This window comes from Gleimia hominis (genome assembly GCF_002871945.2).
Lineage (GTDB): Bacteria > Actinomycetota > Actinomycetes > Actinomycetales > Actinomycetaceae > Gleimia > Gleimia hominis_A.
The window spans coordinates 355803-372063 of the sequence record NZ_CP126963.1; the positions used below are offsets into that span (position 1 = coordinate 355803).

17 protein-coding genes are annotated in these 16261 nt (G+C 59.0%); 4 read left to right on the plus strand and 13 right to left on the minus strand.

Features of this window, described 5'->3' with window-relative positions; all coding sequences use genetic code 11:
- Window positions 1-64 precede the first annotated feature (64 nt).
- The 3 genes from rsgA to CJ187_RS01610 are packed head-to-tail and all read right to left on the minus strand — an operon-like array spanning window position 65 to window position 2979.
- On the minus strand, window positions 65-1111 hold the full coding sequence (gene rsgA, locus CJ187_RS01600; RefSeq protein ID WP_102216045.1) for a ribosome small subunit-dependent GTPase A: 1047 nt from the start codon (window positions 1109-1111) through the stop codon (window positions 65-67).
- On the minus strand, window positions 1098-2480 hold the full coding sequence (gene aroA / locus CJ187_RS01605; RefSeq protein ID WP_233187300.1) for a 3-phosphoshikimate 1-carboxyvinyltransferase: 1383 nt from the start codon (window positions 2478-2480) through the stop codon (window positions 1098-1100). Before aroA ends, rsgA begins: the two co-directional genes overlap by 14 nt.
- A complete protein-coding gene (locus CJ187_RS01610; RefSeq protein WP_102216044.1) occupies window positions 2470-2979 on the minus strand; it encodes a DoxX family membrane protein in 510 nt (169 codons plus the stop codon). The genes aroA and CJ187_RS01610 overlap by 11 nt, the downstream gene beginning before the upstream one ends.
- A 104-nt stretch (window positions 2980-3083) precedes the next feature.
- Between CJ187_RS01610 and CJ187_RS01615 the strand changes: the two genes are divergently transcribed.
- The 3 genes from CJ187_RS01615 (at window position 3084) to CJ187_RS09470 (ending at window position 4125) form a co-directional block, all read left to right on the plus strand.
- Entirely contained in the window at window positions 3084-3680 is a 597-nt protein-coding gene (locus CJ187_RS01615) for a sigma-70 family RNA polymerase sigma factor (RefSeq protein ID WP_102216043.1), read from the plus strand.
- Window positions 3673-3921, plus strand: a complete 249-nt coding sequence (locus tag CJ187_RS01620; RefSeq protein WP_158237706.1) for an anti-sigma factor family protein — start codon at window positions 3673-3675, stop codon at window positions 3919-3921. Before CJ187_RS01615 ends, CJ187_RS01620 begins: the two co-directional genes overlap by 8 nt.
- 129 nt (window positions 3922-4050) lie before the next feature.
- Window positions 4051-4125: a 50S ribosomal protein bL37 gene (locus tag CJ187_RS09470; RefSeq protein ID WP_376779569.1), complete on the plus strand. Its 75-nt coding sequence runs from the start codon at window positions 4051-4053 to the stop codon at window positions 4123-4125.
- Between the two features lie 115 nt (window positions 4126-4240).
- On the opposite strand, the gene CJ187_RS01625 is transcribed toward CJ187_RS09470, so the two are convergent.
- The 4 genes from CJ187_RS01625 to CJ187_RS01640 all read right to left on the minus strand — a co-directional run bounded on the left by CJ187_RS01625 (window position 4241) and on the right by CJ187_RS01640 (window position 8731).
- Window positions 4241-6133 (minus strand): ABC transporter permease, encoded by a 1893-nt coding sequence (locus tag CJ187_RS01625; protein WP_102216041.1) that lies wholly within the window; start codon window positions 6131-6133, stop codon window positions 4241-4243.
- A gap of 16 nt (window positions 6134-6149) precedes the next feature.
- Window positions 6150-6962, minus strand: coding sequence for a molybdate ABC transporter substrate-binding protein (gene modA, locus CJ187_RS01630; RefSeq protein ID WP_102216040.1), 813 nt, complete (start codon window positions 6960-6962; stop codon window positions 6150-6152).
- A 13-nt stretch (window positions 6963-6975) separates the two neighbouring features.
- Window positions 6976-7359, minus strand: coding sequence for a TOBE domain-containing protein (locus CJ187_RS01635; protein WP_102216039.1), 384 nt, complete (start codon window positions 7357-7359; stop codon window positions 6976-6978).
- Window positions 7360-7498: 139 nt separating this feature from the next.
- On the minus strand, window positions 7499-8731 hold the full coding sequence (locus CJ187_RS01640; RefSeq protein WP_102216038.1) for a molybdopterin molybdotransferase MoeA: 1233 nt from the start codon (window positions 8729-8731) through the stop codon (window positions 7499-7501).
- A 59-nt stretch (window positions 8732-8790) separates the two neighbouring features.
- On the opposite strand from CJ187_RS01640, the gene CJ187_RS01645 reads away from it, so the two are divergent.
- Entirely contained in the window at window positions 8791-9279 is a 489-nt protein-coding gene (locus CJ187_RS01645) for a MogA/MoaB family molybdenum cofactor biosynthesis protein (protein WP_102216037.1), read from the plus strand.
- Window positions 9280-9428: 149 nt separating this feature from the next.
- On the opposite strand, the gene moaC is transcribed toward CJ187_RS01645, so the two are convergent.
- The 6 genes from moaC to CJ187_RS01675 form a co-directional block, all read right to left on the minus strand.
- Window positions 9429-9917 (minus strand): cyclic pyranopterin monophosphate synthase MoaC, encoded by a 489-nt coding sequence (gene moaC, locus CJ187_RS01650; RefSeq protein ID WP_102216036.1) that lies wholly within the window; start codon window positions 9915-9917, stop codon window positions 9429-9431.
- Window positions 9914-10885 (minus strand): hypothetical protein, encoded by a 972-nt coding sequence (locus tag CJ187_RS01655; RefSeq protein WP_102216035.1) that lies wholly within the window; start codon window positions 10883-10885, stop codon window positions 9914-9916. The genes moaC and CJ187_RS01655 overlap by 4 nt, the downstream gene beginning before the upstream one ends.
- Window positions 10882-11541: a TorD/DmsD family molecular chaperone gene (locus CJ187_RS01660; protein WP_102216034.1), complete on the minus strand. Its 660-nt coding sequence runs from the start codon at window positions 11539-11541 to the stop codon at window positions 10882-10884. Before CJ187_RS01660 ends, CJ187_RS01655 begins: the two co-directional genes overlap by 4 nt.
- Before the next feature lie 43 nt (window positions 11542-11584).
- The gene (locus tag CJ187_RS01665) at window positions 11585-12508 is read right to left on the minus strand and encodes a DmsC/YnfH family molybdoenzyme membrane anchor subunit (protein WP_102216033.1); all 924 of its coding nucleotides are present in this window, start codon (window positions 12506-12508) and stop codon (window positions 11585-11587) included.
- A gap of 298 nt (window positions 12509-12806) precedes the next feature.
- The gene (locus CJ187_RS01670; RefSeq protein WP_102216032.1) at window positions 12807-15242 is read right to left on the minus strand and encodes a DMSO/selenate family reductase complex A subunit; all 2436 of its coding nucleotides are present in this window, start codon (window positions 15240-15242) and stop codon (window positions 12807-12809) included.
- A 59-nt stretch (window positions 15243-15301) separates the two neighbouring features.
- Window positions 15302-16261 (minus strand): dimethyl sulfoxide reductase anchor subunit family protein, encoded by a 960-nt coding sequence (locus CJ187_RS01675; RefSeq protein ID WP_102216031.1) that lies wholly within the window; start codon window positions 16259-16261, stop codon window positions 15302-15304.

Genomic DNA, 16261 nt, shown 5'->3' on the forward strand with positions numbered 1-16261 from the left:
TCTCTACGCTACCGGACTACGTGCCGTTTCCGTCTAGTTTGCCCCTAGTTGCACGTGCCGCGTGTCAGTTCTCCCACGGGTTTTCTTGTGCTTTCTTGAGGGATTCGAGCAGTCGGCGCACGGACGCCACGCGCGCGGCCCGCATACGCTGCTCCTCTTGCGTGGGCGCTTGGGTGATCCACTGGTCTAACCCGCATTCGGGGGCGCCCATCCGGTGGTCACATCCGCGTGGGCAGTTACTGGTTGCGGCGTCGAGGTCCGCGAACGCTCGGATAACGTCCGAGGGGTCCACGTGTGCTAAGCCGAACCCACGCACCCCGGGGGTGTCGATCACGAGGCCGGATGGTGCAAGTGGGAATGCAACCACGTTCGTGGACGTGTGCCTGCCCCGCCCGGTGACCGCGTTAACGTCCCCGGTTTGCCGCTGCGCCTGTGGCACTAGCGCGTTGATGAGGGTGGATTTCCCCACGCCGGAATGGCCGATAAAAACTGACACGTGGGTGGCAAGACGCTGACGCAACTGTTCTATACCCGCGTGCGTGGGGTGGTTGGTGTCGGTGGATGTTTGCACGGTTTCCACGTCGAGCGCTTCGCACAGTGCCGCCACGTTGTCCGGGTCCCCCAGGTCCGCTTTCGTTAAGCACACGACTGGGGTTAGGCCCGCGTCGAATGCGGCAACTAGGCAGCGGTCAATGAACCCGGGTCGTACCGGCGGGTCGGCCATCGCGGTTACGAGCACCATCGTGTCGGCGTTTGCGACCATTACTTTCTGCGCGTGCGCGTCCGCGTCTTCGCCGCTGCGCTGCAGCGTGGTGGTGCGCGGTTCTACCAGCACGATCCGTCCCAGCGTGTCTTTTCGACCCGTGAGGTCCCCGGTGAGCCGCACCCGGTCGCCCGTCACAATTCCTCCGCGCGCAATCTCGCGGGCTTTAACCGCGATCACGCGCTCACCCGTATCCATCTTCACGTGGTAGCGCCCCCGGTCCACGGCGATCACGCGTCCCAATGGGCGGTCGGAATAGTCTGGGCGTCGCTTAGTGCGCGGTCGGCTGCCCCGCCCCGGGCGCACCCGCACGCGGGGGTCGTCGGTACCTATATCACGCCGAGACATGCTCACCTGCCAGCATTTGCGTCCACATGGTGGGGAAGTGGGCCATAGTTTTCGCGGTGGTTGCGATGTTGCGCACCTTTGTTCCCGGCACTACCAGGCCGATGATTGCCCCGAACGTAGCCATCCGGTGGTCTGCATACGATTCGACAGTAGTGTTTTCTTTTGGTTCCTGAGGGAGGATCTTCAGGTAATCAGCCCCCTCTTCTACACCTATACCTAAGCGCTGCAGCTCCTGAGTCAGCGCGTGCAGGCGGTCGGTTTCGTGGCCGCGCAAATGTGCGATCCCCACCAACGTAGAGGGGGTTTGCGCGAAGGCACACACGGCAGCGAGGGTGGGGACGAGCTCCCCGAACGCGTGCAGATCCACCTCAATCCCACGCAATTGTCCACGCTTAGGACCGTGCACCGTCAGCGTCCGCAGTGGGGCATGGGCGCCTCCCTCAACCTGCACGCGCGCGCCCATGCGTTCAAAAATGCTCGGCCACTGCACCCCCGCCTGCGTGGTTTGCTCAGGCCACTGCTCGATCGTGACCGTCCCCCCAGTCACCATGGCGGCCGCTAAGAACGGGCCGGCGTTCGACAGGTCCGGCTCAATCGCCGTGTTTAAGCCCCGATAAGGAGTGCGGGGGACCTCAAGAATATTCTTGCGGCACCAAACTGGAACGCCGCGCCTGCGCATGCAAGCCAGCGTCATGTCTATATGCGCCTTAGATGGGACCGCGCCAACTAACTCAATGGTCAGGGGCGTTCCCGCACCGTCTTGTGCACTGCGCGAAGCCGCGGCCGGGGGGATCCGCGGGGCGACTAGCAGCAGCGCAGAGAGGAATTGAGAGGAAGCGCTCGCGTCAATACGAACGTGGTTTCCGGCTATGGGGCCGCAAATGGTGAATGGGAGGCTCGCCTCAGACTCGTATTCCACGCGCGCGCCCAGCTGAGTTAACGCATCCAACAGGGGACGGAGGGGGCGAGTCTGGGGTTGCGGATCCCCGGTGAAGCGCACGGGCACGTTCCCCAGCGCAGCGACCGCAGGTAAGAACCGCATGACGGTACCGGCTAACCCGCAGTCCACTACGGTCGGGCGGACAGATGAGAGCGGTGTGATCCGCACGCGCGTGCCCGCAGCCTCAACCTCGGCACCGAGGCCGTGCAGCGCTCGCATACACAAATCCGTGTCGCGAGCGCGAAGCACCCCGGTTAGCTCCGACGGGGATTGTGCAAGCGCAGACAAAACCAGCTCGCGGTTCGAAAGCGACTTTGAACCGGGTACTTGCACCGATGCATCCACTGGTGCACGGGCAAATGGTGCGGGCCAGGGATCAGGAAATGCCGACTGGCAGTGCGAGTGCTGCAGGCGGGAACTATTTGTCAAAGACGTCCTTAGCGTTCTGCCACGTCTTATTGCGCTCTTCAACCAAGTCGGTGCGGTGCTCACGCCAGTTGCCGAGCTTCCAAGCGGCCGACGGTTCCCCTTCGCGGTCCGCGGTTGCTAAAAGCACACCGCCAAGTGCTGCCCCGAGGCGCTGCAAGCCACGGTAGTAACCGGCTTTCTCATCGCTGTCTTTAGCTAGGGGCACTGGGTTTTGAATCATCGCGATTGGAATAGCAGCGGCCGCAAGCACCGTGGCGCACAGGCGCGGGGCTTTACCGATCGCTAACCCGGCGGCAGCAGCTGCGGTGACCCCACCGGTGACCTGCGCCAGCATCTTTGCATCAGACGCCAACACCGGGGGCAGACCAGCCTTTTCAAGAATCGGCGTGACCTTCTGGAACTTCTCCACGTGCTTATCTGGGTGGCGGACTGCATCCACCCCATCAACTAGGAACGGCAGAGCAACGAGTGGGCGAGCAACAAGACGCAAGATATTCATAGTCCTTATGTTACCGGGGTAATACTTTACGCGCAGGGCTAAAAGGCAGGGAGTTGAAATAATTTCGGCTTCCTAATAGTTAGAACCTAATAGTGAAGCCACGTATGCTCAAGGTGATGGATAAAGAAAATGAACTGCGCGAAAGGTTCGAGGCGGAGGCACTGCCTCTACTCGACCAACTCTACGGGTCTGCCATGCGCCTAACCCGCAACCCTCAAGATGCGCAAGACCTAGTGCAAGACACGTACGTGCGCGCATTCTCCTCATTCCACACCTTCAAACCGGGGACGAACCTCCGGGCGTGGATGTACCGCATACTGAAAAACACGTTCATAAATAACTACCGCAAGAAACAGCGGCGCCCGCAGCAAACAGACGGGGAGACCGTGGAGGACTGGCAGCTTTACGAAGCCGCTAATCACCATGCCGTCGGACTGCTGTCGGCCGAAGAGGAAGCGTTGGACTTTCTGCCTGACGATCAGGTAAGACAGGCTCTGGAGGAACTGCCGGAAAACTACCGGGAAGCCGTGATCTTAAGTGATATTGACGGGTTTTCGTACAAAGAAATATCGCAGATCATGGATAGTCCAATGGGGACGGTAATGTCGCGGATACACCGCGGACGGGCGTTACTTCGCGAGGCCCTGGCCCAGTACGCGGTAGAGAACAATATTGTGAGTAAGGAGAATGTCGATGCATAAGCCTTGTTGCTGCGCGGACCTGATCGACTGCCTCGATGCTTTTACCGATGAGGTCCTGGATGAGGTTCGGCGCGCAGAGATTGAACAGCACGTCCTGAACTGTCCGCACTGCCGAGCGGTTATCCGCCGTGAGCTTCGGTTGCGACAGCGGGTGCGTGAATGCAACCAGTACTCAGCTCCGGTTCAACTGCGGGCGAAAGTGATTATGCGGCTGCGCACCACACACGTGCAGGCGCGGTAGAGGTTCCGTTGGTGAGTGGCGGCGGTGGATAGGCTCACATTCTTTTGGGATTTAGCTTTTCTTATGCGAAAATGTACGGGTTACGTAACCGCCGCACACCTGTGTGGCACATGATCCGAGGAGATAATTATGAGTAAGCGCGGTCGCAAGCGTCGCGCCCGTCGTAAGGGCGCCGCGAACCACGGCAAGCGTCCCAACAGCTAGTTACTAGCGTGGGAAAAGAGGGGGCTGGTTGTTCCAGCCCCCTCTTCGTGTACCCGCACTTACCGCTAAGTATTCATTTCTACTTCGGAGCCAAACCCGGCCGTAATGCGCTGCGTCACCTGTTTTCTTGAACCGGTCCGCCAGCCCCTGCTGCTGCGTCCACCACCACGCGCGTGCCGGGCTGCAACTGGGCATGCTCCCCAGTTTGTGCCACCGCCACGAAGTCACCCGCACTGGTTTCTACGATGATTAGCCAGCCGCGTCCAGTGGGGATGGACTCCAGTACCTCAGCACCAACCTGGTTAGAGTTAGCAGGCTCTACATGTTCTGTCTTCAGTGCGAGCGCTTGCGGGGCAGCAACTACCGAGCGTCCATTCACGTCCAACCGGTTCGCGCCCGTGAGCGCCACGAGGAAGTCTGACTGCGGGTGAGCCAACAGCTGCTGCGCCGGCCCGGTTTCCACTACAGTACCGGACTCGATGACGATCAAATCATCTGCCAGTGACGCCACGTCATCCAGGTCGTGGGTAACCAAAATGGCTGTCACATTGGAAGCGGCGATCCGGTTGGCGAGCACCAACCGCAGGTTCCATGCGGTAGAGAAGTCCACGGCTGCAAGCGGTTCGTCAAGTAAGACCACATCTGGATCCAACGCGAGCGCCCGGGCGATGGCAACGCGCTGCGCCTGCCCACCCGACAGCTGGTCGGGATGCCGCTGCGCCAGATGCGCACACCCCACGGCCCGCAGCTCTTCGAGGGCGCGTTTATGCGCAGTCTTCGCCGGCACGCCGTGGGTGGTAAGCCCGTAGGTAACGTTTTCAAGCACACTCATGTGCGGGAACAGTAACGCCCGCTGCTCCAGCCACGCGAGCTGCGGATCTCCGTCGCCAAGCAGCCAACTGACACGCCCCTCATCGGGAGTAAGCGCGCCCGAAAGCATCTGTAACAACGTGGATTTACCAGCCCCGTTTGGGCCCACAACTGCCGTGAGCCGGCCGCGTACGAGGTTCGCCGTCAAGTCAACGCTGCGAACGTTCACGCGCGCATGGTCAAGAACCGCTGCCGCGCCTTCCGCTTCTTGAGGTCGATTCCGCCGCGTGCGCGCCAACCCAGCCATCGCACGGATTTCGGATGTAGTGTCCGTCTTTTCCCGAGGGGTCCGCGCGCTCGAAAGCGCGCGGCGAGCGGTGAGTAGTGAGGTGAGGGCGATGACGACCACCGCGATGATCAAGAGGATCAGCGACAGAGTCAGTGCTGACTGCGTGTCTAACTCCCGCTGCACGTAGATCTCGAGCGGAAGTGTGCGGGTCACGCCCTGCAGGGAACCGGCGAACGTGAGGGTGGCACCGAACTCCCCGAGGGCACGCGCGAACGTCAACGCGATCCCGGACGCCAGTGCGGGCAGGGTTAGGGGTAGCGTGATCGTGCGGTAGACACGCCACGGGCGGGCCCCCAAGTTGGTGGCTGCGCGTTCCAGTGAGGTACCGCGCGTGCGCAGCGCGCCCTCATAAGACACAATCAGGAACGGCATCGCCACGAATATTTGCGCCATCACTACGGCGATGGAAGTAAAACCGATGGTGATGCCCCACGCGTCTAGCGTGGCCCCCAGCAGTCCGCGGCGCCCAAAGGTGACTAGCAGAGCCAGACCCGCCACCACGGGGGGAAGCACCATCGGCAGCGTCACTAGCGCGTTCATCACCCTAGAGACAATCGCCCCTGCCTTCCCACGCTTACCTATGAACGCCATGAAATGCGCGGTGGGAACCCCCAGTATGGTTGCGATTATCGTAGACGTGATGCAGGTGCGCAGGGATAGGAACAGTGCGTCTTGCGCCTGCTGCGTGGTCAATACCTTACCGATCGAATCCCACGAGATCTGCCCAAACATCCCCGCGAACGGGCTGATTACAAAAATCAGCGCCAGCAGGGTGGGGACCAGGAAAAAGCGGGGGACTACCGCCCGTGGTTTACGAACGGTAGTCCCAGTTGCTTGCTTCGATACCATCGATATCAAAAGCTATTTATTTGTCTACGGTAGTGAAACCGTACTTAGCCATGATCTTCTGGCCATCTTCAGAAAGTACCGCGTCGATGAACTTCTGCGCAAGATCCTTGTTCTTCGAATCCTTCACAACTGCAATCGGGTAGATGTTCTTGTTGTCAATCTTGCTGTCCACGTCCTCACCAAACGGGATGGTTTCTACCTTGGCACCAGCGGCCATCGCGTCGGTTTGGTACACCAGACCCGCGTCGCCCTCACCCTGTTCAATCTTGCCGCGAACGTCCGTTACCTTCTGTTCCTCGGAAGCGGGTTTAATGGTTACACCCACCTGCTCAGTAATATTCTTCGTGAGGTTCCCGCAGGGGACCTCAGGCGCACAAATAACTACTTTCGCGTTATCGAGCGAATCATTCAGCCCTGTAACTTTCGCCGGGTTACCCTTGGGGACAATCAGGACGAGCTTGTTATCGGTGAAATCTTTCGGTTCTTCCACCAGGTCCGCGTCCGTTGCCTTCTTCATGTTGCGTTGATCAGCGGAAGCGAACACGTCCGCCGGCGCCCCCTGTTTCAGCTGATCAACCAGTGTGGAGGAACCTTCGAACGAGAACTTAGCGGTGGAACCAGGGTTGTCGCGTTCGAAAACCTCTTTGTTGATTTCTTCGAAGGTTTTATTCAATGAGGCGGCAGCAAACACGGTGAGTTCCGCGGAAGCCTCCGCTTTTGGTGACTCACTGGACGTGGATGGTGCGTCCGAAGAGCCGGAGGACGAGCAGCCAACCAGCAGGAGTGCGGACGCGAGGACGCCTCCGACAATAGTTTTCAAACGAGACATAGTTAATATCCTTTTAACGTGAGATTGATACGTTCGTGGCTTTCATGTTTGCCACAGCAATGGTGCCCACTTCCAAGCCGAGCTCGGTAGCGGCCTCAGTGGAGATGAGGGAAACGATCCGGAACGGACCGCACATCATCTCAACCTGTGTCATCACCTTGTCGGACGTGATTTTCGTAATCAGGCCCCGCAGGTTGTTGCGCAGCGAGGAATGCTCGCGGTATTCCTGCATGTCCTGCGCCCGGTCCTGCATGTATCCAACTACGGAAGGTCCTTCAATGTGGATGCGTGACCCAACCCGTTCACCGGTAATTGTTTTGTCGTCGACCAGACGCCGGACCGTGTCGTCTGACACGCCCAAAATGTTTGCGGTATCGCGTACGGACAAGTATTCCATGTTTTCACCCTATCTAGTTTTGCACCTAAACTAAACTACAATGGACGCAAATGCGTCTTAATGCTCGTGCTTAGTGACGTATTTGACGAATCACCCACTTGTGTTTTTTTTGCTATCTAGCGGGTAGAAACGCCAAATTTCACAGCCGAATGTAGACTACCGAGCTTCCCTCATCTACGAAAGAGGTTGCCGCAGGAATCACAGCTAAACCAGTGGCGCGCGGCAACGTAGCAACCAGGTGAGATTTACCTGCGAGCACGTGCGTGGGCGTCACCTCTAGACCCCGATCGGTCTTCCGGGCTATCACGGGCGCGTATTGACGCCGGTTTTTTGCCGACTTCCAGCCCGTGGCTGCAATCGCGTGGGTGGTAGCTAGTTTTGCACTCCGCCCAGCCAATGCGGCGAGTACGGGGCGGACGAACAGGGTGAAGGAAACGAATACGCTCACGGGGTTGCCCGGCAGGTTGATTGCTTTCACGCGTCTACCCCCGGTTTCCCAATGGCCGTGTCCTTGAGGTTTACCCGGTTGCATACACACTTTTGTGAACTCAAAATCGTGTTCCATCCCGAGGGCTTTGACTACGTCGAACGCGCCGGCAGAGACCCCACCGGAGGTGATTATGAGATCTGCTTGCTCGGCCGCCTGGTCGTAAACCTGGGCGAGTGCCTCTGGGCTGTCTCCACTACGGCCGCGGAACACAACCTCCGCCCCCCAGGTTTGTGCGAGGGCAGCTAGCAGCAGGGAGTTCGAATCGGGAATCTGCCCGCCGCTGAGTTCACGGCCTGGGGCAACCAGTTCCTCTCCGGTAGAGATTACGGCTACGCGGGGCCGGGCATGCACGGGCAGTTCGCTGTATCCTACGGATGCGGCAGCGGAAATCAGTGCGGGCGTTACTTCCTCACCCGCGTGGATCACCACTTCGCCCTCGTTTACGTCTTCACCTTTAGCGCGCACATGCGCACCTTCGTTACCCACCTGGTAGAACGTGACGGTACCTGGCAGGTCGGCTGGCCCCGGGGCGATATTCGTGTCTTCAACTTTCACGACCGTGTCGGCGCCCACGGGGAGGGGGGCGCCCGTCATGATGCGCGCCGCATTTCCGGGTTTGAGGGCGTGTTCACCGCCCACCCCAGCAGCCAGGTCCTCCTGAACTGGTAGTTGCGTGGGGTGGTCCGGGTTGGTGCCCCGCACATCTTTGAAGCGAACTGCGAAACCGTCCATCGCTGAGTTCGTGAACGGCGGCACCGCCAACTGTGCCTCGAGGTCCCTAGCCACCACCGTTCCCAGCGCGTCCAGGAGCGGAGTTTGAACGGTTGGGAGTGGGCGTACTCCCTCTAGGATTTTCGCTAGGTAGTCTTCAACGGGAATCATCGAGCCTCCAAAAAATCTGACACGCTAGTATTCTATGTGGAAAAGATGGGGGAAAGCAGATGGCGTTAGTGCAGGTAATTACTGTTTCTGATCGCGCTCACCGGGGCGAGTACGCGGACCGGTCGGGGCCGTTGGCACGCGAGCTGATGCAAGCGGCCGGTTATGACTGCGCGGATGTTGCGGTTGTGCCCGATGGGGTTGAGTCGGTGCAGGAGGCCGTTATTCACGCGCTTGAGGCGGGGGCCCGGATTGTGATCACCACCGGTGGCACTGGGGTTGGGGCGCGTGATTGGACGGTTGAGGCACTGGAGCCTCTCATTGAGTTACCGATGCCGGCGGTGAGTATGCAGATCGCTCTGAACGGGGCTTCGAAAACACCTTTTTCCCTGCTAACCCGGGGGATAGCAGGGGTTACTAAACGCGGCGTCGGGCAAGCGTTTATTGTGAGCTTGCCGGGTTCAACCGGGGGTGTGCGCGATGGTGTGCGCGTGATCGCCCCGATTGCCCGGCACGTGCTAGACCAGTTGGACGGTCTGGACCACGCGTGACCACTGCCCGAGAGGGAGCTTGGGGGGCGCGTTCTTGTGCGGATTTTAGCGTGCTTTTGCCCAGGTTGCGGAGGCTAGCGTGCGTATTTACCCAGGCTCGCTTGGAACGCAACGTCACCTGTGAAGGTGCTGTGTTCCTTTGAGTGCATTTAGGCGTTGGGCCAGGATTCACCTTCGCGTACCCACTGGCCCGAGCGGCCGCCGGATTTGGCTACGATCCGGCAGTTTTCTATGCGCGCGGACCGATCTACCCCTTTGACCATGTCGACTATCGCGAGGGCAGCGACACTGACGGCGGTGAGTGCTTCCATTTCCACCCCGGTGCGGTCGGCGGTGCGGACGGTGGCTTCGATCGCCACGTGGTCGGATTCAATGGTGAGGTCCACGCTGGCGCCGTGCACGCCGATGGTGTGGGCAAGAGGGAGTAGCTCTGGAACGCGTTTCGCCGCGGCGATGCCCGCCACTCGAGCTACTGCCAACACATCTCCTTTGGGGACGGCGCCGTCGCGCAGCGCGGTCATCACCGTGGGGGAGCAGGTGACTTGACCTCGGGCTGTGGCTTCACGGACGGTGGGTTGCTTGGCGGTGACATCCACCATGTGAGCGTCACCGGCGGATGTTAAATGCGTGAACTTCATTTTCTCCTCACAAATCCTGGGGGTAGTACCATTTCGAACGGATTACTTTCTTTCATTTGACAGGTAGGGCACAGCACTTGCGCGGACCCCTGTTTCGACAATTGCTCGCCTAGTTCCGTGGTTGCCGGGTCAACAGTTTCTGTGGTTGCGAGCTTGGTTGTTTCCGGATTTGCTGACTCAGCTGGTTCTTCTGTTGCTAACGCGGAATCTTCGGCGGGAACGGCAGTGGCAAATGGCACGTGGCATTTAGTACATTCGTGGACCACCATGGATTCGAGTGTTTGCACCGGCTCGCTTAGTTGCTGTGCCCACTGAGCGGGCTCGTGCACTTGTAGTACGCCGATTGGGCAGAACGGGTTTTCGCTGTGCCCATTGCATTCATCTAAGTTGTGTTCGAGGCGCCAGTGGTTCCCCGCAGTGTGCATTTGCAGACACGAGTAGGTTTTGGTGCAGGTTTGACACGCATTGCAACCCGAACAGTTCAAAAGCGTCGCTTGGGGCGCGCACAGGGTGTTGAGAACTTGTGGGTCTGTTTCGAAGTCGTAGCGCTGTGCGAGGTAGCGGACTGCTTGAATGAGCCGCGTGGCGTCGTTGGCCACGGCGTCTACGGGTAGGTCATCGCTAGGCAGGCCTAGAACTGCGCGCCGTGATACGGGTGGATTCGCTATATCAACGGGTTTGCTTGCCCTCAGGCGCACTGGTTTGCCTGTCCATTCGGTAACCAAGTTTGGGTGGAGTGCCTTCCATTGTTGCAGCCGCTTGGATGCGTGCGGACAGGTGGTGTCGACCTGCACGCTGGCTGCCCCCACGGTGAGTAGTTCGAATGCGAATCCCGGGGGAGTTTGTTCAACGCAGGGGGCTTGCAGTGCGGCCACCCGCCGGGGTAAGCGCGGGTTCACGTGCGCACAGGTGAGGACCACCCGGGGCTGCGTGTCTTGGATCCACCGGTACAGCCGCTCGTGGCTCACTGCTTGGGCTCCTGCGTGGATACTTGTGTGAGCCAATGCTGGTACTGCTCAATAAACCCTTCCGTCAGATCTGCAAGCGCGCGGTAAATCTGGGTTTGAGCATGCTCGCGTGAAGCTGCAATAACCTTGGGGGCGAATGCCATTAGATGCTGGTCAAAAAACGCTTGCGCATCGCGAACGAGCGACGGCTGTGCTTTGCCGTCCGCGGCGTACTTGCCTGCCAGGGCCGCTAGGAACGCGATTTCTAACCCAATGTGGTCGTCCGGGTCCGTGCCTAGATGCGGGGCTTGGAACCCGTATTTCTCGTAGGCGGCACGCACCTGCAGCGTTGCGGTGTCGAACACGATCGCTTCTTCCGACACGTAGGGCGACTCATACGGCTGTGCTAATGCGGGGCCAACCCCGATATATAGGTACAGATGGTCTTGTTGTAGTTGCTTGAGGGAATCTGCGCCTGTGCGCAAAAGGACGATACCGGCTTGCGAAGTGGGGTCTTCGAGGGGCCACACGTCGAGCATCTGCGGATCCATGAGGCTAGACACCAGTACCCCGGATGGTGGCGCCAGGTAGAGGTGCGCGATTACTTCACCGGCGGTGCTGAGGCGTTCAGCGAGTTCCACCGGTGTCACAGACAAGTTCTGCAGGTGTGTTCCCATAGGTTCCTAACTAGCTGGTTGCGGCCCGAGAATGCAGGATTCGCTATTGGCCGATACCCGCGTAGAAGTAGTAGAGGCGGTCAATGAATAGGGCGGTCCACACGAGCGCTAGAGTAGCTCCGACGTAGAGGAGGGAACGCAGGGTGCGGGCAGTGGGTTTGAGTACGGACGAACCGAGTTTAGGCACCGACGTGATCGCGGCCGTGTCAAAACCAATCCCAGCGAGCAGTAGGACCGCGGTAATGATCAGCATGGGGATCGGCATGGACCGCGGGTACGTGCCGAGTAGTGCGTTGAATATGAGCATTACCAGTTCAACAACGATGAGTCCGATGCTGATGAAACCGATGACGCGGATGGAGGAGGACAGCAACCGATTTACCTCAGCGTCAAGAAGAGCGGAAGTGCCATCTGGATCTTTTTCAACCAGGCGGCGGTAAGTTTGGTTTTCCCGCAGCCACGGGTACAGGGCGAACGCGAAAGAAACCGCGAGCATCCCCGAAATTATGGCGGTGAGGAAGAACTGTACGGGCGTGGTGAAGCCCGGCCACATCGGGTTGTTTTGCGCCACGTAGGTGTGTGCCATGACAGCTACGAACACGATTCCGACTGCGGCCACGACGAATGCGAACAACCACCGCACGCGGGCGGCGCTTATGCGTTTCCACTGGGCGATTGCAAATAGGAAACCGAGGATCCCAAAGATTGTGCCCAGAATCGTTTCAGGGGTGAAGATCGCTTGGTTGAAACGCGGGAGGGGGCGCAGCACGTGGGGGAGAGCGGCGAGCATCGCCACGAAAATTGTGGGGCCGATTGCGTACAACGCGGGGTCTGCGAGGCGGTTTTTCACCCGGTTCGGGTATCGCAAGTGTCCGATGACGTTAAAAACCCCCAGCACAATGAATGCGCCCACTGACATTTGCGCCAGTACTGTAAATAAGGCAGCTGACCAGACAGCCAAATCCATTTTCTTTCCTTTCCCTGTGGCGCGAACCCGCTCGAAATAATCCGGCGTGGTGCGAACCCGCTTGCGGTAAGTCGGCGTGGTGCGAACCCAAGCCTGCGCGTGCCCTCTCTCCGTGGGCAGTATGCGCCTGAATACCCCATACGCTTCTATCCTATCCGCTCAGCCAAGTGGATTCCGCAAGATCCCGCACACCCAGACCAGTGGGGTGAGATGGGCAAATACTCCCAGCGCAGTTCAGTTCCAGAACGTATTTAGGATCCGCAGACGCTGCCAGCGTATTTCGGGGCCGCAAAAGCGTTTACCGCACCTTCTTTACCTGCACGAGGGTGGTGTGTTGACCGTTGCCCTTTGAAATCGGCGTGGGATGTTGACTGGTGAGTACGTTCACCGCCCCACCGTGATCCACACCGTGCTTATCGAACTTTGTCCACGCCCCCTGCGGCAGCGAAATCACGCCCGGGGCGATACGCGCCGTCACCTTCGCTGGGATCTGAACTTTGCCACGCGGATTGTAGATCAGTACCTCGTTCCCATCTTCAATCCCGCGGTCTTGCGCGTCGAGCGTATTAATCCACACCGACTGCGGGTGAGCCTCATTGAGCCACGACAAGTTACCGTACGTGGAGTGCGTGCGCTGCTTATAGTGGTGCCCAATGCACTGCAGGGGGTACTTTCGATTAGTCTTGGCCTCTTCCGCACCTTCCCACGTCGCTTGGTACGCGGGAATGGGAAGAATCTGGTCGCCGCGCAGCGGATTCGGGAACTCCCACGTTTTCGCCATATCCGCCAGCTGCTGGGAGTAAATCTCAATTTTTCCAGATGGCGTATCGAGCGGGTTAGCCTCCGGGTCCTCACGGAATTCTTTCAACGCAACCGTGGTACCCTCCGGATTCGAATACCGGTACACCCCCTGCTTCACCATCTGGTCAAAGTCCGGAAACTGCGGGTGTTCAGCTACGGTTTTTGCATGCATTTTGCGCACCGTCGCCTCCAGATCCCGGCCTTCACTGAACTCCTGTTCCAACCCCATGCGTTTAGCGATTTCGCGAACAATCTCGAAAGCAGGGCGAGACTCGTAAAGCGGCTCAATTACCTTCTGCGTCAAAATCAGGTACGCCATGTCTCCCGTGTATTCACTGGGGATCAAATCCCACCGTTCTGACTGCGTCGTGTCGGGCAGCACCACGTCCGCCAGTTCCGTAGTGCGCGTCATCTGGTTATCGACCGCCAGGATGAACTCGCATTTCGACTCGTCCTGCAAGATTTTGCGGGTGCGATTAATGTCCGCGTGCTGCGAACCAGGCATGTTCGACCCGTAGTTCAGCAGGAATTTAATTCCCGTCTTGAGGCGGTCCGCACCCCGCACTCCATCTTTAGTTGCGGTCATCTCAGGGCCGTGATCGATTGCGTCGGTCCAACCGAAACAGGAAATGGAGGTTTTGACCGGGTTCTCCCCGTCGTCAAACCATTCGGTTATGGGCCAGTAGTACCCCTCGCGACCACCGGTGCCGCCACCGGGGATACCCACGTTACCGGTTACGCACGCCAGCAGGTAGATCGCCAATGCTTGATGCTCCCCGTTGGCATGCCGCTGCGGACCCCACCCCTGCGAAATGTTGCAGGCTTTCGCGTTCGCGATTTGCCTCGCGAATGCGCGAATCTGATCTGCCGGAACGCCTGTTATCCGTGCGGCCCACTCGGGTGTCTTCTCCACACCATCCGGGCCTTTCCCCTCGATGTAGGACCGGTAAGACGCGTGCTTAGGCGCGCCCTCGGGCATGTGATCCTCATCAAAACCGATGCAGTACTTGTCCAAGAACGCCTGGTCCTGCAGATTCTCTTGCAGCATCACGTGAATCATCCCGGCGATCAACGCCGAATCCGTACCCGGGCGCGGCGCCACCCACTCGTCGGCCAAAACCGCGGCCGAGTCCGAATACCGCGGGTCCACCACAATAATCTTGCACTTACCCTTAATCTTTGCCCACAGGGACGTGTACACGAGCCCGCCTCCGGACATCCGGGTTTCCTGAGGGTTATTTCCCCACAGCACCAACAAATCGGAGTGCAGAGCTGCGTCCTCAAACGAGTTCGACACCTGCTCGTCTTCACTGCCGTAAAAGTACCGAGTGATCGTCGCTATCTGCGCGTAAGAATAGTTGCCGTAGTACGTTAAGTGGCCACCCAGCAGGTTGAACAGGCGGTTCCACCCACCGGAGTTAGCTACGTGCGCGTTCCACACGCCTGAACCGTAGTTACGGTAAACCGCCTCAGGTCCATACTTGTCATACGTATACCGCAGCTTTTCTACCACCAGGTCAAGAGCCTCATCCCACGAGGCTTTCCGCCATTTCCCCGCACCGCGTTTTGTCCCCTCAACGCGAATCAAAGGGGTCTTAATGCGATCCGGACTGTAAATGCGTTGGCGCATCGAACGACCCCGCACGCACGCGCGGATCTGACGAGTAAACAAACCGTCATCACCCGTGTTGTCAGGCAGCACCTGCACGATAGTCCCGTCCTTCACCTGCATCCGCAATGGGCAGCGGGAACCACAGTTCACCAGGCAGGCCGACCACGCCGTCCGGTCCGCAGTCGGAGCAGGCAGGCCTTCTTTTGACCCCTCGGAACGCGTCGGCGTGTGTGCCGTACACGCCGGCAGGACGGTGCCCGCCGCCGTAGCAACCGCGGACCACTTTAGAAACGAACGCCGACTAGTGTTTGCCTCAACCATAGTTATCGCATCCTCAATATTTAAAAATCAAAAACTATCCCGCTACCAAAACCCACGCGTCAAATACCGATGCGGTCATTCGCGCCGTAGAACATGAACCGGCCAATGAACTCCGCGACCAACACCAGCGTGAAACTCGTAGCCACCAATGTGAGTACGCGCCGGTTCGACCTAGACCGAACCCCCGCGTCCGCAGGCGAATCTGGCAGGCGCGTGAGATACAAACCCATCAAGCCTGCCCCCACCACAATCAACACGATCCGAGTTACGAACCAGCCCATCTGAAACGCGTGCTCAGGCGGGTTAACTCCAGTGCCGCGCATAAAGTTGAACAAGATGACCACCAGCTCCACTGGCAACAACGTGACCGCCGCAACTCCCACCCAACGCAAGCACCGGGTGATCAAACGATCCACGCGTGTCTCCAACGCAGAATCGAAGTCTACTGGCTGGCGGCTCATCCACCGGCTGAGCGTGCGGCTGCGGCGAATCCACGGATAGGCAGCCAACGCCACCGCCACCGCCAACGGGCCCGTTATGAACGCGGTCAAAAAGAACTGCGCCACCGTCGTCCAATGGTTCCACGCCGGAACTGTCGGCAACAGATACACGTTCGCGGTTACAAAAATGAACGCCAAACCCCACAGAGCAGTAAAGGACGCCAAAACATTACGCAGCAGCGGGCTAAACCAGCCCATCCACTGCACAAACGCGAACGCAAACCCGAGGCCAGCAAAACCCACCCCGAACACGATCTCTAACGACAACCACGACGAACCCACGTGGCGGATCACGTTGAGCGAATTGAACGGATTCCCCATATGAAACATCGAACCCACCAGGGCCAACACCATGATCGGGCCAATCGCGTACAACGCCGGATACGACACCCGGTCAATAACTCTCGCAGAAGAATACCTCCGGCCCATCACGTTAATGAACCCCAAAGCGATAAACGCCCCAACCGACAGTTGAGTCAGGACCGTGAATAGCGTTACCGGCCACTCCGAAACATTCAC